Origin of the sequence: Rhizobium rhododendri (assembly GCF_007000325.2) — a bacterium.
Classification (GTDB): Bacteria; Pseudomonadota; Alphaproteobacteria; order Rhizobiales; family Rhizobiaceae; genus Rhizobium; species Rhizobium rhododendri.
Window position 1 is genome coordinate 646,620 of record NZ_CP117268.1, and the last position, 17,933, is coordinate 664,552.

A 17,933-nucleotide genomic window follows, 5' to 3' on the forward strand; every position below is an offset into this window, starting at 1 on the left:
GAGAGATCCCCGCGAGTCCCACTCGGGATGTTGATGTGGAGCATAGAATGAATAAATGTTCGTACTTGGTTGTGTTCTCTATCGCTCTACTCGCCTCAGTCGGCTCGATTGCGAAGGCCGACGGGTTTGCTAAAGTGGCGCAAGCTGCGTTCGAACCGTTGGTAAAGCAATACGACATTCCGGGACTTGTGGTCGGAGTTACCCGGAACGAGAAACATGAGTTTTATGCGGTCGGGTTGGCTTCGCGTGCCGACAACCATCCCGCTACGCCAGATACGCTATTCGAACTTGGCTCGATGAGCAAAATTTTCAATGTGACGCTTGCAGCACTGGCTGAAGAACGCGGGAAGCTCAGCCTCAGTGACACGGCGGCACACCATCTCTGTGACGACGCATGTTCAATTGGTGACAAGCTTACACTCATGGATTTGGCAACACACCATTCGGGCGGTCTGCCATTGCAGGTGCCGGACAATCTACCGGATGTCGATGGGTTGGTGAATTGGCTGAAGGGTTGGCATCCGCCACAACCGGGAGCACGAAGCTATTCTAACATCAGCATTGGGATGCTCGGCTATATATCCGGCAAAGCTATGGGCTCCAATTACAAGCTGTCCTTACAAGACATGTTATTCCCCGCATTCGGGTTACATCATACGTGGATAGACGTCCCGAAGAGTGACTTGAACCTGTACGCTTTCGGCTATGACCGAAAGACCAATGCACCAATCCGGGTAAACCCTGGAGTCTTGGACTCCGAGGCTTACGGCGTGAAGTCGAGTGTCCGGGATATGCTCACAGTTCTTGACGTGGAGTTGGGACAGGGTAATGCCCCCGAAGACCTCCGCAAAGCCATCAAGCGAACCCAGGAGGGCCATTACAAAACTGCCTTTTTCACCCAAGATATGATCTGGGAGCAATACCCATGGCCCGCCGATCTGCAGGCCATGACGTCCGGCAATGGCTCCGATTTTATTATGAAGCCGCAGCCGGTTGAAGGTATCAGTCCAGCGCTTCCTCCCCAGAGGAATGTGATCCTGAACAAGACCGGCTCAACGAACGGGTTTGGCGGCTACATCGCTATGTTGCCGGGCGAAGGGATAGGTGTTGTCGTCCTCGCAAACAAAAATTACCCGAACGAAGCTCGCGTGAAGGCAACGTATTCTCTAATTCAGGCATTGCTCACGAATTAGCGCAAGCGATGGGCGGGCGGGGCGATATGCGTTTAAGGGAAGCAAGCAATGTGAGTGCGCGCAAATTGTGCAGCTTACCTGGTCTGGGTTCGCGTCATCGGATCGCGATGTCATGTATCACATAGAAAGAAGCGAAAAATGGGTCAGCTGCCATTCTGGTCGACGAGCGGGTCGTTGCTGCGGTCCGCCGCTTTATAGATTTTACTGCAAGCGGTCGTGTTGGCAGAACTTCCGACACCCGCGAACCGGTAATTAAAGCGACGCCCTGCTGAGCTGCGTATGAAACTACCAACTCGCTAGCCTTGTTCTCGGTGCTCAGAATTGACGGGTCGGTGGTTCGGACTGGTTCAAGGCGTGTATAACGCCTTCTCCCGAGATCATTAATCTGATCGCGAGTGAGGGAACACTGAGAAAGTGCAAGCTCGCCAGCCAGATGCCGACGAACCATAATAGTCGCTTTGAACGCGAGGGCACCATTCGTGGTATGCTTCGTCAGGATCGATCTTGCCGCGAAAAACCCAGTAGGCGTAGAGAGCTAGTAGCAATGGAACGGAAAACCCTCACTAGGTTCAGCTTTCCCGGACCGAAGGGGCGTTACACGACGCGGGAATGTTCAACAGGCGGCTGCATCAGCTCTATAGTGATGCCATCCGGGCCGGAGATGTACGCGACCATTGTTCCGCATCGGGGGCCGGCTGGTATCGGCTGCGGCGAACCCTTCACTGCCCACCCCGCCGTCTCAACCCTCGCGATGGCCGTGCGGATATCCGTAACCGTGAAGGCGATGTGCGCGGCGCCGATTGCACCCGCGCTACGAGGTGTCTGGCCCAGCGTACGACCTGTCGAATACTCGAGAAGCTCGATAGGGTAGCCATTTGGAGCCGTCACCAGCGCCATTCGGCAACGGGGGTCGTCAACCCCCGTGGCCTCCCGTAGGAACTCTCCACCCATCTCTCCTCGCCGAGCAAGGTCGAAACCCATCGCCTCAGTCCAGAACTGGATCGCCTCCTCCAACGAGGCGACCGAGAACCCCGTGTGGTCCACAGCTATCACGCCCGCATCTTCGGCCACTTTTTTAATCCTCTCATATCGAACAGCTGCGTCACGCTACAGTAAGCCATTCGCCTGACAAGTCACAGCACTTGCAATCCCTTTAGCCATTTCATAGCTCGGGTTCGATTCCCCTCAAGACCTTACGGTCGAGAGCGGGAGTAATTTACATGCTCCTCAATCGGCCGCATGGCATACAAGCAGTTTTTTTGCCAGATGCTCACGACTGTGGTCGGTACTACAATTTGTATCGCTGTAAGATCGGCATGCCGATCCTGCGTGCGACAACTTGCAAAAGATCAATCGGCACGCGGCGCTTCGCTGGGAGATGGCGAACGTGGAACGCCGAAAATTCCATCTCGGCGGTTGCGCCGCGGGCAAGCTTGAAGCTGGAAGCACCCGAGGACATGTTGAATGCGAGATTGTTGTCGGCAGCAAACCGGCTTCCGGCGTGGAAACCCAGCCGATAAAGGCCCTCACGTTGGTCGATGCCGGTATTGTAGCCCATCAGCGGCATGGTGGCGTAATCTGCGAAATGGTGTATGCCGCCAAAACTCTGGATCACGCCATCCGCATCCCGCAGCACCATGTAGCGGATCATGCCGATCGCATGTGTCATGATGACGAAATCGGGTGTGTAGATCGGGTTCAGCCGGGAATATTTGTCGAGATAAAGCATGGCGTAAAGCGCTGCGATGCGTTGGGCATCCGGCCGGCTGATCGTCTGCAATTCTTCGTAGCGATAGGGCGTATTGCGCCAGAGAGCCTCGTCCCTTTTCAGGTCACGGCGCCTTGTCATCTGGCTGGCGATATCATCCACCAGAAACAGCTGCCTGCTCGGCAAAAGCACCCAGCCGGCGGCCTGCAGCGCGACCATCAGCCTGCTGTTTTGCCGCCAGTTGAGGGAGCGCATCGCCAAGATATGACAGGGAAAACGCGCCGTGAATTCCTCGGTCTGCTCTGCCACCAGACCGGCATCGATGGCGGCCAGAAGATTGGTCGACATCATCCAGTTGTTGATGTGGACGATGCGGTCGAGATCGGCCAAACGCAAGATCCCCGCGACGCCGCTGACGACGGCATGCAGGGCGGGCACCAATGCCCGGTTCGGAAAGCGGGAAAGCTCTTCACGCGTGTAATCGACATAACCGACCCATGGCGAACAGACGAAGGTCGCAGCCTTTTCACCGTGGTTGATGGTGATCGGCAGTAGGTGGTCACCCCATCGCTGCACGCCCACCTCCGTCTGCAGGTTGCGGATATAGGTCGAGGAACCATCGCGTATGAAAGCATGGGTAAAGTCCTCGACGATCCGGTGCCGGTATCGGTCAGCCATGGGCTGCCTGACGGATAACCCCGGCGCGGACGCGGTAGATGATCGCCTTGTCCGAAGTCGACAGTTTTTCTGACAGCGCCTCATCCACCTCGACGGTATCAAGGGGCACGATCATATCGTTCATGAAGATGCGCTCGCAGAATTTCGCGTCGGCAGCAGCGACAGCCACAATGCCCTTCCAGCAGGCGGCATAAAACTCTTGGCCGCAATAGGAGCCGAAATCGGAGAGCGAAAATCCTTCGATCTCGCCCAGTTCAAGCCGTGGCAGGTCGGTGATGCCGCCTTCAACGATGCGCAGCCGCTCCAACCGGCTCTTGACCAGATCATAGTTCTGCCGCTGCAGATGGAAGGGTAGCGCGCCCTGCGCATCATGCCTTCCGCGAAACACCAGCATGGCGAAATCGCTGTCGCGAAACAGGAAAGTTCGCGCCGCCGCTTCGAAATCGTCATCCAGCCGTTTGCCGACTTCCTGCGGTTTGGGCAGGAACTCGCCGGCCGGCTCACGCATCACCCAACGCCAGACCCAGTCGCGGCCGATCATTTCGATGGCTGTTCTGAGCGCGCTATGGGCGAATTTATCCTCCCAGATCCGCGCCTGCACCTGAATGTCGGGCGCTGCCAGCAGAGCATTGATATGCCTGCCGCGGAAGAGTTTCAGAAACCGCGCGTTCCAGAGCAGCAGCTTTTCCCATTTGCCGGCATGCCAGACGCCGGCCTCGATCATGCCAAGATGCTTGTCCCAGTGATCCTGCACCGTCGGCGACAGGCGCGGGCGAATGCGCTGGTAGACCTCGGCGCGGGACCGGCTTTCGGCAATGCCGATAAAGGCCAGAAACGCATCGCGATCCAACATGTCCATGGCCGCAATTTTCAGCGCCAGAAGCGCGTTCTGCGTCGGGTTTACATCGAGTGCGATAACCTCGTTGGCATCCGACAGAAGCATGTCCAGCGGTCGGGTTCCGGAGCCGGTCAGGCAGACGATCCGTTTGGCTCCCGCAAGCGCCGCAAGCTCGCTTTCGCCATCCTCGTTCGCCGACGAAAAGTTTAAATTCTCGAAGAAACCCACCATAGCCCCGCTGTATCGACATCTGTCGTTCTGAGTTGAAACAGCCGGCGTTCATTGTCCGCCGGTCGACTGCCATGCGCGTCTTATGCGCCTGAGCTTGCCTTTCGAATGTATGGCCAGATCCACGCTCTCCACGTGACAATCCGGCGAAACGCCATGGCTTTCCAGAACCGCCGTCAGGTTCGCCCGCACGGCACGGCGGACCGGCGCAGGGCAATCGGCAGGCAGTTGCAATTCCAGCGCCGCCGCGTCGGTCTGAACAAGGGCGAAGTCCATGATGCCGCGATCGGTGTCGACAATGACGTTGCGCAGAATATCCGGCGTCAGTTCGACAATGCCGCCATTCGGCGACGAAAGCAGAAACACGTCGTCCTCGCGGCCGACGATTTCCCGCACCACCTGAAGGGGAGAGCCGCAGGGGCAAGTCCTGTCATCCAGACGCAACAGGTCGTTCAACCGGTAGCGTGCCATGATCTGCGTGCTGCGGCTGAAATCGGAAAGGATCGGCCTCACCAGCCCGTTGCCCGCCTCCTCGAAGGCAAAATGCATGCAGTCTTCTGCCAGATGCAGGCGACCATGGGCGCAGGTCACGCCCAGCAGGCCCTCGGTCGCCATATAGATTTCGCCAAGGCGCAGACCGAACCCGGCTTCGATGATCAAGCGGTCGGCAGCTTCCAGCTTTTCGGCAGCGGAAAATACCCGCCTCGGCGACAGGCGGCCAGGCATCCCGGCGAGCCGGGACAGGATGCGCGGCGGCGCGATCACGATGGTCGGATCGAAGGCCGACAACGCGGCGGAAAATTCCTCAAGCGGGGTGCTCAGGTTAAAGAATTGCAGCGTCAGGTTTCTGGTCCGGTTGGCGCTGTCGTAAAGCGGCGTGTCGATCGGCAGCAGCACCGCGACGCGATCCCTGTGCCGCCAGAAATCCGGCAGCGCCTTTGCCAGCATGGCGCCCAACCATGCAAACCGTTCGGCCTGCGAGATGACGAACAGACCGCGATTGCCGCTCGTGCCGGTACTGGCGCCGACGATATAGTCGCCGATGCGTTTTTCCCCTTCAAATGCGCGCCACCCCTGCGCATTGGTGATGGCCGGAACGTTGAAACGGGAGAAATCGGCCATCAGCTTGGATTTGTCCATGATTGACAGATCGTCGATCACGGTTTTGCGGCCGGCCCTTGCGCTGAACGCCGCGACCTTCGGAACGTCGTTTTGCAGCCATGCGGAGAGTTTTGCCGACTGCCATGCCAGCAGATGGGCGCGGTCAGGCATCCGGTAAGGCAGGGTGCGGATGCGTAGATAGGATTTAAGGGCAGTCAGAAGGCTCAAGAGGCTCGCTCCAGACCGATATCCAGGTCGAGCCGGTGCGCCACCGGATCATGGCAAAGCATGATCTCGCCGCCCTGTTCGAAAAAGGATCTGACCTTTGCGACGCTCGACAACATGGCCCGGCGATCGTGGCAGACGAGACTGGCCGGAAAGCCCGGCAGCCTGTCCTCGGTGATCGCCCTGATCAGCCATTGGGTATCCGTGGCATAGAGTAGAGGCGTTGGCAGGTCCGGAAAACAAAGGCCCACGTGGCCATCGAGATGACCGGGCAGATCGATGACAAGAACGGAACCGTCTGCAGCGATATCCCGACCCGGTTCGAGCCTGTTCGGCGCCGGAGCAGTGCGAAAATCCTCGAAAAAGCGCAGCCGTTTTTCTATGCCGTCGGGCAAAAGCCCACCGAAGACGCCGGTCATCGCGTTTTTCGTGGCGCTTTTGTTGCGAAAGGTCTCCCAGGCTTTTCGCGAGCATAGAATCTGCACATCCGGCAGGTCTCTCAGGCCGCCGATGTGGTCGGCATGAAAATGGGTGAGAATGACTGTTTGTATGTCCTGCTTGCACAGATCAAGCAGGCTCAGTCCGGCACTCAGCGGATCGTCACGTAACGTGGTTGGCCGCATGAGCAGCCGATAGGCGGCCAATAGCGGCCCCTGTTTCAGTTTTCGCAACGTGTCGACATTGCAATAACCGGTGTCGATCAGCGAGTGGCCCAGGTGCGGATGGTGAAAATACCCGACACGCACGCGCAGCGGCAGTTTATTGAAACTGCCGCGTCTGAGCAGAAGCCATTCGCGGACGGGAAGAATTGAAGAGCTGAAAAAGCGCGGTTCTGTCACCATCATTCCGCACCCCGCCGACCGGTGTCGAACGTACGCAACAGGCCTTCCGCAAAAGAAATTCTTGGGCGCCATTGCAGATGCCGGCGGGCATTGGAGAGATCGAGCGTCTGGGAATACGCGAATATGCCAAGACCATAGGCGGTGACGAGCGGCTCGGGCCTCGCCGGGTGAAGCCGGGCTGCAAGTTCAGCGACCCGCACCGCCGCCAGCACCGGCATGACCGGAAGATCGCGCCAGCGCGGGGTGATTCCAACCGCCGTCGTCGCTTGGTCGACGATCTGTCGAATCGGCAAGGCTTCGCCGCCCGATATGTTGAACACCCGCCCGATCGCCTGCGCTGGTTGCCGGATCACGCTCAGAATGGCCTCGACGACATCCGCGACATGAGTGATGTCGGTCACGGCCCTGCCGCCGCGAAACCGTGGCAGGGTACCCGTTCTTGCCGCCCGGATCAGCCTTGGCAGCAAGGCGGTATCCCTGACTCCATAGATGCCGCGTGGTCGGATAATCGTATGGGGCAGGCCGCTGGTCAACACGCGCCCGTCGGCAATCGCCTTGGTGCGCGCATAGTCGCTGACCGGCTTGGGCAAGGTGGCATCTTCGGCGATATTCAGCTGGTCCTGAAAGCGGAAATAGACAGCCGGCGTAGAGATATGGATGAGGTGTTGCACTTGTAACATCCCGGCGAGCGCAATGACCTTGTCCGTCGCGACGATATTCGCCCGTTCGAAATCCGCCCTGAGCCCCCAGGGTGATGACAGCGCCGCACAATGAACGATATGCGTCACGCCATCGAGCTGCCAGCGCAAATCCGCCGGTTCGAGCATGCTCAGGTCCAGCGCCAGTCTGTTTTTGTCGGATATGGGCAGCGCGCTCAGCTTTCCTTCATCACGACCCGTGGCGATGATGTCGCACCCTTCCTCACGCAGCCGGCGAACCAGCTCGCCACCGAGAAAACCTGTCGCTCCGGTCACCAGATAACGGGCCATCGATCATAAATCCACGACTAGCCCGCCAAAGGAGACGCCGGCGGATGTGCCAAGGATCATGATCCGGTCTCCCCTGTGAATCAGCTGGTGTTCGACGCCATAATCGAGGACAAAGGGAATGGAGGCGGCGATCTGGTTGCCGAACTGCGCGGAAATATCGATCACCTGTCCGGGGGCGAAATTGCAGATCCGCGTCATGTGGGCGAGGGCGCCCGGGCTGGCTTGATGGGCGATGACGCGCGCGATCTCGTTATGCCGGGTATTGGCCGCAGCAAGAAGCGCACTGACAAAAGCCGCGAAATCGCGGGCAGTGAGGCGAAACAGTTCCTTGCCATCCATCGAGAAGGTGCTGTGGGCGGTAAACTCTTCCGGCTCGCGGTGGAAATCGAAGCGGGTGCCGCCGGCACCGATCTGGCAGGCGTCGTAACCGGATGACAGGGTGGTGAAACGGGAGGCCAGAATGCCGGAGCGATCATCCGCGCGGATAATGGCGGCACCTGCGCCATCCCCGAAAAGACCGGCGACGGCGGGCTGGGCTTTCCAAGGCAGGGCGCGCGAGGCGATTTCCGACGAAACTATCAGGATAGTGCGGTGATTGCCGGTTTGCAGCAGACTCGATGCAAAATGCAGCGCCACCGGAAAACTCAGGCATGTGCTGTTGATGTCAGTGGAAAAACAGGCGCCGTCCGCGATGCCCAGCGCCCTCTGGATGGCCGGCGCCATGCCCGGAATTGGCTGATAGGCGACCGCCGAAGCACTGATGATCATGTCGAGATCCTGCGGTCGCAGGCCAGCCGCATCGAGCGCCTTGCGTGCGGCATCACAGGCGAGATCGATCTGGTTCTCGTCATCACAGACATAGCGCGTATGCACACCGGTCACGGACTGCAGATAACCGCCGGGGAAGCCATGCAGGTTATCGAGATCCGATGATGCAACGGCGCGACGGGGGACGGATCTGCCGGTTCCCACGATGGTCATGCCGGAGAGGCGTCGTTCTTCAGCTACCCGGTGCATTGCGTTCCTGTACCTGTCGATCGTCTCTGTTCGGGGCGTAAGATCGAAAGGCACGCGACGCGACCGGAATGACGTCGATCACTTCGGTCGCGTCGCGCATATTCGATGCCGGAAAGGCAATTACAGGACAGTTACGTTTTCTGCCTTAGACTTGCCAGTCTTGCGATCTTGGCCGACGTCGTAGCTAACTTTCTGGCCATCCTGCAAAGCACCGCCAAATCCAACGGCTGAAATGTGGACAAATACGTCCGGACCACCATTGTCAGGGGTGATGAAGCCGAAGCCCTTATCTTGGGCAAAGAATTTTACAGTACCGGTTGCCATCAAGTCCTCATTTTCAGTATGCGACGTCTTCTGATTGCGCAGCAGTAGTAAACAGCAAGAGCTCTGGCTGGCAATAGCTCGAACTGAACAAGATTCAATCATTCTCCCGAGGGCGGGGACATCATATCAGAAACTACTGGTCGTTAGTTCGAGTCCGCTCACGGCGACGGAATCAGCAAGTGTTAGGCGAAGGTCGGACCGATGGCACATTTGAGTCTTTAAACCACGCAGCCATCGTTAGTGCCGTCGAGCGCAGCCGCGAGAACATGAAAACGCGGGTTTCCAAGGAGCCGCTTTCGGCAGCTCCCGCCCAACCCCAGTCGTTCCTGATGCAAAAGTCAAAATTTTGGCATCAACGCTGACCGCCGATCAGCCTTGCCGCATCCAGGCTTCTCGCACGCGCCGCGTCCGTCATCAGTGACATGGCCTCGGCAATAAAATTGTGTTCGGCTTCGGCGGTTGTAAAAAAGCGCCGAGGAAGGACCATAGCGCTGCTTTGAACCAGAAACACCCAGTATTGCGGGTTTGAAAGAGATCCGTGACGCAACGCCAATTGGCGGTCATCGTCAGGTCGCCCAGATCATAGACTAGCGCCTCAGGAGTTAAGCGAAGCGAAAGCGGCTGCTCATATGCTTGACCTCGCTTCGCAAGAGCTTTCCGCATTGAAGAGCCGGCCAGTCTTTGGATTGCCAGCAATCCCACCCAAACGCCAACGAAAGCGAACTCGATTGAAATCGTGGCTGCGAACCATGACCCCGACACCCATCCTCCCACAGGGATGCCGATCGCCAACATACAGACTAGCAGGATCAATTTCATCTGGCGTGGTGATACGCCCCTTCGACCCTTGATATAGGCCATGGCGGCTGTTGTTTCCCCGGCAGCCAGAACGCCTGTCGCTTCCATCCTAGTCCCCTCGAAGCAGCTTTGAGAGCAATCGCCGCGTAAGCGCGTGCGCGAGCAAGATAGAGGCGAATGCGCCGAATGAGAATGGGCCGGAGCGGACGCCTCCCATTTATGACTAACGTCAGACGGGTGGAAACGCTACCACGGCCCTAACGCCTGCGTGCTGTCTATGTTATGAGGCGAGCAATCCACAAACCGGCCGCGGCTAATGCCCCAGCCCAGATGACTGCCACGAAAATCATAATAATGATGCTGCGGATGAGCTTCATCTGGCTACCTTGTCGGTGGAACACTAATCCGGCGCAGACGCTTTGTGGGCGATAGTGCACGCTCTGAATCGGTGAAGACGCCTTTACTGGATGGCAGCAGAAATGCCAAGTCATCAAGCTCGTCCGAATTTCGGCCGGCAGCATGCTGCACTGATTGACGTGGCCACCTCGCATTCGTAATAGTCTCCGCGATGGTTCCCGTATGGGATCAAAAGGGAACACGGTGCGGATTACCCATCAGGGGCCAAAACCGGGACTGTCCCCGCAACTGTAAGCGACGAGCTTCATCCAAGATGCCACTGGTCCACATGGGGGACTGGGAAGGCGGATGCGGCAACGACCCGCAAGTCAGGAGACCTGCCATCATCGGATGTCATTGGCATAAGCGTGGGGCGGGGTGTCTCGACGCGGCGGATTTCCGTCACCTTTGCCATGACAGCAGACGTCACACAAAGGACTTCCCATGTTGACCAATATCACCAGACTTTTCGACGAGAGCACCCCTGAACTCAAGGCACGTCTCGTGACGATCTATACGATTCTTGCCGTTCTAAATTTTGGAGCCTGGCTATGGGCGCTTGTCGCCTTCTGGGACGAGCCTGCGCTACTCGGCGTGGCACTCGTAATCTACGGGCTCGGCCTTCGCCATGCCGTTGATGCCGACCATATAGCCGCCATTGACAATGTCACCCGAAAGCTCATGCAAATGAAACAGCGGCCGGTTTCCGTCGGCTTCTTTTTCGCAATCGGGCATTCGACGGTGGTCGTGCTGGTTGCTGGAGCTGTGGTGGCGGCATCCTCGCTGCTTGGTGGGTTCCAGAGCCTCGAGGGTATTGGCGGCACGATCAGCACGAGCATTTCGGCATTGTTTTTGCTGATCATCGCTACGATGAACATCGTGATCTTCGTGGCGATCTATCAGAGCTACCGCCGCGTGCGGGCAGGGGGCACCTATGTCGAGGAGGATCTTGACCTTCTCCTCAACAATCGAGGCTTTCTCGCGCGCGTATTGCGCCCGATGTTCAAACTGGTCACCAAGAGTTGGCATATGTTTCCCCTTGGTTTTCTATTCGGCCTTGGCTTCGATACGGCGACCGAGGTCGCTATGTTTGGCGTGTCAGCGACACAAGTGGCCAGAGGCGTTCCGGTCGAGGCGATCATGGTCTTCCCGGTGCTGTTTGCTGCCGGTATGTCCTTGATCGACACAACTGACGGCGTGATGATGCTCGGCGCCTATGATTGGGCCTTCGTCAAGCCGATGCGAAAACTTTACTACAACATGACGATCACACTGGTTTCGATCGTCGTAGCCGTGCTCATCGGCGGTATCGAGGCCCTCGGATTGATCAGTGACAAGTTGGGGTTGGAAGGTGGCCTCTGGGACATCGTCGGCGGATTGAACGATAACTTCAACAATCTCGGGTTCGTGATCATCGGCGTCTTCCTTCTCGCCTGGATCCTCTCCTTCGTGATCTACAAAGTTAAAGGCCTGGACGACGTCAAAATCAAAAGTCCGGTCTGACGCTATCGCAAAGGTTTCAAGGGGCCATCGCGACGGCCCCTTGTCTCTATGCAAGTCCGAACCCGCAGGTCACACCGCTCTCGCCTTATTCAGTACGTTTAATCTAAGGGTCGTGGCGAGGACAAGTCCAGTCTCTTTGGCGACAAATCCGACAATGATCTTCGAGATATTGAAGAATGCCGCCGATCAAGAGCCGACGGCTGATTTGACCGAGGGCCAAATAGCTCAAAAAACAAATAGCCGAACCGAATTTGCCCAAACATCCTAAAGGCACGCACTCACTCACCGCGCAGCACTAATGATTTTACAAATTCCTTTGCGGACAACATCCTTACTGGTGAGCTGGCCGGCCTGGATGTCAAACACGACATCTACCCTGACACCTGAGCCTTTTTGGCGTGCGACGACGCGGAGCGTTTGAACTCTACCACTGCCACTTGTTTCCTGAAATGCGTCGATCGACGAGAGTTCTTTATTGGTCCTGATGCCCGAAAAGCCCTCCGCCGCTACACCCTGTGCCAATCTCTTCAAAATCACTGGCGCGCTTGCTTTTGGATAGTCTTCCCATGAGCGGTAGCTGAGCGCGGTGAGCATAGGCACACCCGATACCGTAAAATTACCTTCGCATGAGGCTGCCTGTACAAGCGTTGTTTCGCCAAGCAGCAAGGCTATCATTATCACCACAGTCTTCATTAGCTTCCTCATCGGTGAGTATGTTGATTTCCACTAAGGCTGACCCGGCTTCGGAGTGAGCTCCTCAGTACGGCTGCCACCCTGTCCCACGGGCCGATACGCTTCAATGAGATCGCAGAAATTTTGTTCAAGTCGGGTGCGGTGACGCTCCGGTTGAACGGTGGAACCGGGTAAAGGGCGGTCGGTTTCGGCCCGCACTCGCCCAGTGTGAAGTGCTCCGTGCAACTGGGGTGGGCCTTTCGCACGAACATCCTCACCACACGACGGTGCAGCTCTGGAAGACGTTCATACTGAGTACCCTTCTCTCAGTTCGCACCGGTGCACAGCCTAACGATAGCATCAAACTCCAGACGCACCGGGACTGGGACCGGTGCGTATCAAATGCCGGCTGGAGAGCCAACGCCTTGGAGTCCGCGAAAAGTGCACATGTGTCTATATTTCCAAAAAAGCTCGAGTGTGCTGGCCAGTTAGAGCTGGGTGACATAGGTCTGTTTGCGAAGCGTGGGCTTGCGACCGGAGAAGGCTCAAACCATGGCGGCGCAGTTGCACTAAACTTTCTCGGTCCACGGTCGGGAAAACATGTCAATCGGACGAGCCAAACCAATGTGTCGCGAGCGTCTCACAACTCTTGCAGAGATCATTTGTTACGAGGATCCCAACATGACTTTCCAACAGGGCGCACTCTTTCGTATCGTTCTTTTCGTCCTGGCAATATCAATTCCCGTTCTGGCAGAAGCCGCCGACGGAAAAAGCGATTGCTTCGGATTCAACGCTCTAGATGACGACCCGCTCTCCGCGCAGCTCTATGAAGTTCAGCCCGGTGATAAGGTCGAGTTCCAGTGCCCTGAGCGATCCCTTTTTTGCAGTAAGGGGGCCTTCGTGCTGCCTGGCGATCAAGTGGTCGTTACAAGAATCGACGGTAATAGGGGATGTGCTGAATATCTTAACGCAGCGAAACCACATGACACGGATACAACGGCCGGTTGGCTGCCACTAGAGCGCCTGTCTAAGCAATCACCCCGAGCTGACTGGGTTGGCATTTGGGGGGACGACGAAACAAAAATTATCGCCAAACAGCAAGGAGATAAAGTTCGCGTTGATGCAACAACGACTTTGCAGCTTGGAAGCGGAGACGAAGGAGGTCAGTTTGCCGCCGTTATAGACAGTACCAAGCCGCTAGCGAAGTTTGGCTTTGAGTGGGACTTCAAGGGAAATATGGGCAAACTGCTTGCCTACCAGGAAAAGGTGGGCCCGGGAATATGCCAGGTAAAAATGAACCAGCTTGGACGATATCTTGTTGTAGGAGACAACCATATGTGCGGAGGCATAAACGTAAGCTTTTCGCGCGTGTACAGACGGGCCTATGAAAAGGTGACAGCTACCCAAGCCCAAGCGGCGGAAAATTCGCCCGAGGTCAGCAACAAAGCTGACGGCATCCGTCCCTCCTACGGTTCTTGTCTAGAGAGTTCCGAGGGTGTCACCCTCGACATGCGGAATTGTGCCTCTGCAGAATACAAATATCAGGACGATCGTCTTAACACCGCTTACCGCCGCCTTCGCACCAAATTGGAGAAAAATGCTGCTGCAAGATTGAGAGACGAGCAACGAGGCTGGATTGCACAACGCGACAAACAGTGCGAGGCCGATAAAACAAGTGGGACCTCTGCGCTAATCGTTTCCGATGATTGTTCTGTCACAGCTACAGCTAGACGTGCAGCGGAGCTCGAGAGCAAACTTTTTCAATAGCGGATGTGACAAGCCAGGAACCCGCACAGCCTATGTTGATTACTCAGGAGCGAAACATGCGCCGCACCTATTGGTTAGCCGTCGCAATCCTTATCTTGGCATCACCTAGCTTTGCAGCAGGCTTCGCCTGCGGAAAGGCCGGTACACCAACTGAAAAAATGATTTGCGTCAACAGCGCGCTAGGCGAACTCGATACGAGACTTCAACAAGCCTATATCAACGCGATGGCTGCGGCCGCACCCTCAAGTAAACCCACATTGTTGACTGAACAGCGCCATTGGAACCGCTATGTTCGCGATATCTGCATGGATGAGGCTTGCCTCACGCGCGCATACGAGGCGCGTATCTCCTTACTCTCGAGGAAAGACATGTACATCGCCGATGCGTCGCAGTGCGAAATCCGCCAAGGCAAGTCGTGCCGCGGCGTTGTCACAATGCGTGACACCGGAGCTCGGGTGGAATCGTTCAACAAATCACTGGCGGAAAACAAGAGCCCCGGCCGTATACTAGGGTGCGAACAACTGATCGACCTGCCCAGCGGCTCCTTCGAAGGCAATCATAGTTTTGGTGGGCTTTGCATCCTGACAAAAGGTGCCGTGCGGCAACGCGTCCATATCTGCAATGACGAGATGGTGGGCCATTTCGCGCTTGAACCTTCCACGGACGACACTGCCCTTGCCTTGCGCGATTTCACCAACAGCCGTTGTTTCGGCGGATGATATGTCCGCGAAGTCATCGGCTGGTTGCCCTAGTCATAAATCATACAACGGATGGGAGTCACAAAGGAGGCAATTTAAATTCGGAAAGTGGATAACCTATTTAATTCAACCATTAAAGGCCGTCGATGTCGGAGTCCCAGGGGCTGAAAATACCAGCTCGTCCGCGTTAACGCCAATAGCGAGCTCAAATCAGTAATCAATATCAAGCAGATATCTGCGGGTTGCCAAAGCGTCTCCGAGCTCCCGCGTGGCAAGATGTGAGGGATTAATGTTACAGGCAAAAATGATACGGCAGTTGGCCTTTTCTGCGCCACTCATCACTTTGGCATTGCTCACGTTGACTGGATGTGTGTCCGAGCAAAATCAGGGCGTGGCAGCGCAGCACCAACTGTATGAGGTGTTCTCACCTGGGTCCGACGTGCCTCACTTTGTCACCGCTGACAAGGTCAGCGAATATACGCAAGGTAAACCGCAATCCGGGATGGAGCAGGACGCATCGCAAGATGATCAAGAGCAATATCAGAGGGCTGTTCAACAGGATCTGTCAAACCGGGAGTTCCTCCGAGGTCAACAAGGTTTCCAGTAGGCGTTACGATGACAGGCCGGGAAGCCCCTCCGGTGGTCGCCCAATGCGGCGATGACGGAGACGCCTCTGCAAGATCGCCGGGGCGATTTTAGCAAATCAAGCGCATCCGATTTCTTTTCAGGAGTCATTTAAATAGTGTCTAACTATCTTTTAAAGGTGCACATCTGTTCGAATCTTTATTAGGGCCCTCACCAGATTGCCCATCTGGGATACATAAAAGCCGACAATTTGGACGATTGGACGGATTATATTATGTTAGAATGTAGTTTCTGGGGGATCTTGGGAAAATGGCTTCATTGTCACCAGCCCGCCTTTCGTACGCGTAAGCAAATAGTAGGGGCCTTGACCGCATTTTTGACTATGGGGGCATCATCGTCGGCCTGGGCCATTAATTGCGATAAGGCGGTTGCGCCTATTGACAAAAGGATATGCGGCAACGCCGGCCTGAAGGCGGCGGATGCCGCCATGGGCCAAGCTTACGGCGTAATCCTTAAGGCAGCGCCAGATTCTGAAATTCGAAAAATGCTGACGGACAGCCAACGCCGGTGGATTGCTGCGCGCGATGACGGCTTAAGTGCAAATTCTGAAGGAGCCCCCCTTCCGATCAGCGAGCTGCAAAAGGCGTTTGCCGAGCGGACCAGCCGGCTTAAAGACCGCACAGACAAGGGATTGATCGCCCAAGCCGCGGCACAACGGCGGTTTTTGGCCAAATACACGGGTGGGTCTTTCACCGGGTTCGAGACGAATTGCGAATTTATCCCCAATGACAGTGGCGGAACCAGCTTCTCCTACCAATGCTTTGGCGCCATGCATGTCCAACAGAATTATCGAGTATGCAGTGCCAGAACGGATTGGGCGACTTGGTCACTTTCCGAATATCACGGCGTCAGCGCCGTTAAGGGCGATGTCGCGAAGCTCTCGGCTATATGCGGCGATCAGTCAGGCAACATTTGCAACAGTGGAGACGGAAGAGACGAAGATTCAACGTGGAAACTCCATCCTGAAAGAGACGAACGTCTCCTCTCACCGAAATCGAATCTGACAAAGCTTGACGTAGAGGGCGTCTGGCCGCTTGAGGATAGCGACGTCAACTGGTTCGACCAGTGTTTGACGAACGCAATTTTCCCGCCGGCTCAGTAGCAAGCGTTTGAGGAAGACGAATGATACATCAGAGAAAAGCATTCTTAATGGGTGCTAAAAGGTGGGCCCGCTCCATACAGCGGTACGCTGATCGCGTGCGGCTTGCTTCTTGCATCCAACACGGTGTCACGGGCCTGAAAGCGCAGGAAGCTCGGTGGCTCCTTAGCCCGGCGAGCCGTATCAGTGTCTCCAAGTCCTTCTGATGCGGTGAAAGAGGGCTCGTGTTTCTTGCCCCTGCGGCATTTTATCGGCGAAGCTAATGACAAATCGAACAACATTTGATGAGAACGTGATATGAATGATTTTCCTCGGACGTCCTCTTCCATTCAACGTCTGCGTATTCCCCTGATTGGCCTCGCCCTTGGCATTCTACCCTTGTGGGTGTTCATGGGCGCCTCGCAAAGCGTTTCGGTGGATGGGGTTTCGGTCTCGCAAACACGGTTCAACGTTCTTGGTCTCGCTATGGCCAGTGTCGGCCTTGGCATGGTTGTCAAGCTGTTATGGAACGACGGCCCTTGGCGTGAACGCTGGCTCCCTCGCACCGCTCTTGCCTTTGTCGCGGCCTTTGCCTGCGTCGTTCAACTCGCCTATTCCGCTGGCTTCATCGATCTGAATCTGAACCAACCCGCCGGCGAGAGCGCGCAAGTGCCCGATTTGGCAGCGGACGCCGACTACACCATCGATACCGTTCCCCTAGCTCGAGGCGGCGAGTGGCGTGCGGAAAAGCGTGTCAACAAGCCTGCCAAGTCCAGCGCACCACCGGATGAATGCATCGCATTGCGTTTGATCGGCAGGGCCAGCGAGATCGGTCTGCACGCACAGGGGCAAAGCCTCACGCTCGATATCCGTGACGATCATCGATCTTTCATCGGCAAGGCCGTTGGAATGATTACGCTTTCAACCGGGACGTTGCAGCGCCAATTTCCCGGGACGGTCGCGAACGAGAATGTAATAATGGCAAAGTTGAGCCAGACGGATATGGCCGCCCTGCTAACGGCCCTAGAGCAAGGCACAGATCTTACGGTGACCTCGTCGGTCACCGACCCGACGACGGCGTCGCTCACCGGCGCAGCCCCAGTGTTTGAAGCGTTCCGCACCTGCACAAATCTGTCCCAGCAATGAGACGAGGGCTTGTTCCCAAAAGGAGCCTATCGGGCATTTACCGCCAGTCGAATCCGAGGACCCACAATGCTGGACGAACCAGCCATG

At 56.5% G+C, this 17,933-nt stretch carries 17 protein-coding genes and 1 riboswitch; of the genes, 7 read left to right on the forward strand and 10 right to left on the reverse strand.

Going from position 1 to position 17,933, the window contains the following annotated elements:
• Positions 1-47: 47 nt before the first annotated feature.
• Positions 48-1,193 carry a class C beta-lactamase gene (gene ampC / locus PR018_RS20725; RefSeq protein ID WP_142831169.1) on the forward strand — a complete coding sequence of 382 codons (1,146 nt, stop codon included), beginning with the start codon at positions 48-50 and terminating at the stop codon, positions 1,191-1,193.
• Positions 1,194-1,787: 594 nt separating this feature from the next.
• Here the strand turns inward: ampC and PR018_RS20730 are convergent.
• The 9 genes from PR018_RS20730 to PR018_RS20770 all read right to left on the reverse strand — a co-directional run bounded on the left by PR018_RS20730 (position 1,788) and on the right by PR018_RS20770 (position 10,049).
• Entirely contained in the window at positions 1,788-2,264 is a 477-nt protein-coding gene (locus PR018_RS20730) for a VOC family protein (protein WP_142831171.1), read from the reverse strand.
• 217 nt (positions 2,265-2,481) lie between these two features.
• Entirely contained in the window at positions 2,482-3,579 is a 1,098-nt protein-coding gene (locus tag PR018_RS20735) for a hypothetical protein (RefSeq protein WP_142831172.1), read from the reverse strand.
• Positions 3,572-4,648, reverse strand: coding sequence for a DUF3419 family protein (locus PR018_RS20740; RefSeq protein WP_142831173.1), 1,077 nt, complete (start codon positions 4,646-4,648; stop codon positions 3,572-3,574). Before PR018_RS20740 ends, PR018_RS20735 begins: the two co-directional genes overlap by 8 nt.
• A gap of 48 nt (positions 4,649-4,696) precedes the next feature.
• Positions 4,697-5,974, reverse strand: coding sequence for a CoF synthetase (locus PR018_RS20745; RefSeq protein ID WP_142831174.1), 1,278 nt, complete (start codon positions 5,972-5,974; stop codon positions 4,697-4,699).
• Positions 5,971-6,816: an MBL fold metallo-hydrolase gene (locus PR018_RS20750; protein WP_161990980.1), complete on the reverse strand. Its 846-nt coding sequence runs from the start codon at positions 6,814-6,816 to the stop codon at positions 5,971-5,973. The genes PR018_RS20745 and PR018_RS20750 overlap by 4 nt, the downstream gene beginning before the upstream one ends.
• Complete coding sequence (locus tag PR018_RS20755) at positions 6,813-7,802, reverse strand: NAD-dependent epimerase/dehydratase family protein (protein WP_142831176.1); 990 nt, start codon at positions 7,800-7,802, stop codon at positions 6,813-6,815. The genes PR018_RS20750 and PR018_RS20755 overlap by 4 nt, the downstream gene beginning before the upstream one ends.
• 3 nt (positions 7,803-7,805) lie before the next feature.
• Positions 7,806-8,819, reverse strand: a complete 1,014-nt coding sequence (locus PR018_RS20760; protein ID WP_142831177.1) for a 3-oxoacyl-ACP synthase III family protein — start codon at positions 8,817-8,819, stop codon at positions 7,806-7,808.
• Positions 8,820-8,939: 120 nt separating this feature from the next.
• Entirely contained in the window at positions 8,940-9,143 is a 204-nt protein-coding gene (locus PR018_RS20765; RefSeq protein ID WP_142831178.1) for a cold-shock protein, read from the reverse strand.
• A gap of 414 nt (positions 9,144-9,557) precedes the next feature.
• The gene (locus PR018_RS20770; RefSeq protein ID WP_205470423.1) at positions 9,558-10,049 is read right to left on the reverse strand and encodes a hypothetical protein; all 492 of its coding nucleotides are present in this window, start codon (positions 10,047-10,049) and stop codon (positions 9,558-9,560) included.
• Between the two features lie 444 nt (positions 10,050-10,493).
• Positions 10,494-10,697: riboswitch (cobalamin riboswitch) on the forward strand.
• Between the two features lie 84 nt (positions 10,698-10,781).
• Between PR018_RS20770 and PR018_RS20775 the strand changes: the two genes are divergently transcribed.
• Entirely contained in the window at positions 10,782-11,840 is a 1,059-nt protein-coding gene (locus PR018_RS20775) for a HoxN/HupN/NixA family nickel/cobalt transporter (RefSeq protein WP_142831179.1), read from the forward strand.
• 282 nt (positions 11,841-12,122) lie between these two features.
• Here the strand turns inward: PR018_RS20775 and PR018_RS20780 are convergent, their stop codons facing one another.
• Entirely contained in the window at positions 12,123-12,533 is a 411-nt protein-coding gene (locus PR018_RS20780) for a hypothetical protein (RefSeq protein WP_142831180.1), read from the reverse strand.
• Positions 12,534-13,193: 660 nt separating this feature from the next.
• Between PR018_RS20780 and PR018_RS20785 the strand changes: the two genes are divergently transcribed.
• From PR018_RS20785 to PR018_RS20805, 5 genes are all read left to right on the forward strand, one after another.
• Positions 13,194-14,279, forward strand: coding sequence for a lysozyme inhibitor LprI family protein (locus tag PR018_RS20785; protein ID WP_161990981.1), 1,086 nt, complete (start codon positions 13,194-13,196; stop codon positions 14,277-14,279).
• A gap of 56 nt (positions 14,280-14,335) precedes the next feature.
• Complete coding sequence (locus PR018_RS20790) at positions 14,336-14,998, forward strand: lysozyme inhibitor LprI family protein (protein ID WP_161990982.1); 663 nt, start codon at positions 14,336-14,338, stop codon at positions 14,996-14,998.
• A gap of 268 nt (positions 14,999-15,266) precedes the next feature.
• Positions 15,267-15,584 carry a hypothetical protein gene (locus PR018_RS20795; RefSeq protein WP_142831183.1) on the forward strand — a complete coding sequence of 106 codons (318 nt, stop codon included), beginning with the start codon at positions 15,267-15,269 and terminating at the stop codon, positions 15,582-15,584.
• 342 nt (positions 15,585-15,926) lie between these two features.
• On the forward strand, positions 15,927-16,724 hold the full coding sequence (locus tag PR018_RS20800) for a lysozyme inhibitor LprI family protein (RefSeq protein ID WP_161990983.1): 798 nt from the start codon (positions 15,927-15,929) through the stop codon (positions 16,722-16,724).
• 294 nt (positions 16,725-17,018) lie between these two features.
• Positions 17,019-17,846, forward strand: coding sequence for a hypothetical protein (locus tag PR018_RS20805; protein ID WP_142831185.1), 828 nt, complete (start codon positions 17,019-17,021; stop codon positions 17,844-17,846).
• Positions 17,847-17,933 lie beyond the last annotated feature (87 nt).

Coding starts and splice junctions, on each gene's coding strand:
- ampC (WP_142831169.1), top strand. CDS start 48: ATGAATAAATGTTCGTACTTGGTTGTGTTCTCTATCGCTCTACTCGCC.
- PR018_RS20735 (WP_142831172.1), bottom strand. CDS start 3,579: ATGGCTGACCGATACCGGCACCGGATCGTCGAGGACTTTACCCATGCT.
- PR018_RS20740 (WP_142831173.1), bottom strand. CDS start 4,648: ATGGTGGGTTTCTTCGAGAATTTAAACTTTTCGTCGGCGAACGAGGAT.
- PR018_RS20750 (WP_161990980.1), bottom strand. CDS start 6,816: ATGATGGTGACAGAACCGCGCTTTTTCAGCTCTTCAATTCTTCCCGTC.
- PR018_RS20755 (WP_142831176.1), bottom strand. CDS start 7,802: ATGGCCCGTTATCTGGTGACCGGAGCGACAGGTTTTCTCGGTGGCGAG.
- PR018_RS20760 (WP_142831177.1), bottom strand. CDS start 8,819: ATGCACCGGGTAGCTGAAGAACGACGCCTCTCCGGCATGACCATCGTG.
- PR018_RS20765 (WP_142831178.1), bottom strand. CDS start 9,143: ATGGCAACCGGTACTGTAAAATTCTTTGCCCAAGATAAGGGCTTCGGC.
- PR018_RS20770 (WP_205470423.1), bottom strand. CDS start 10,049: ATGGAAGCGACAGGCGTTCTGGCTGCCGGGGAAACAACAGCCGCCATG.
- PR018_RS20775 (WP_142831179.1), top strand. CDS start 10,782: ATGTTGACCAATATCACCAGACTTTTCGACGAGAGCACCCCTGAACTC.
- PR018_RS20780 (WP_142831180.1), bottom strand. CDS start 12,533: ATGAAGACTGTGGTGATAATGATAGCCTTGCTGCTTGGCGAAACAACG.
- PR018_RS20785 (WP_161990981.1), top strand. CDS start 13,194: ATGACTTTCCAACAGGGCGCACTCTTTCGTATCGTTCTTTTCGTCCTG.
- PR018_RS20790 (WP_161990982.1), top strand. CDS start 14,336: ATGCGCCGCACCTATTGGTTAGCCGTCGCAATCCTTATCTTGGCATCA.
- PR018_RS20795 (WP_142831183.1), top strand. CDS start 15,267: ATGTTACAGGCAAAAATGATACGGCAGTTGGCCTTTTCTGCGCCACTC.
- PR018_RS20805 (WP_142831185.1), top strand. CDS start 17,019: ATGAATGATTTTCCTCGGACGTCCTCTTCCATTCAACGTCTGCGTATT.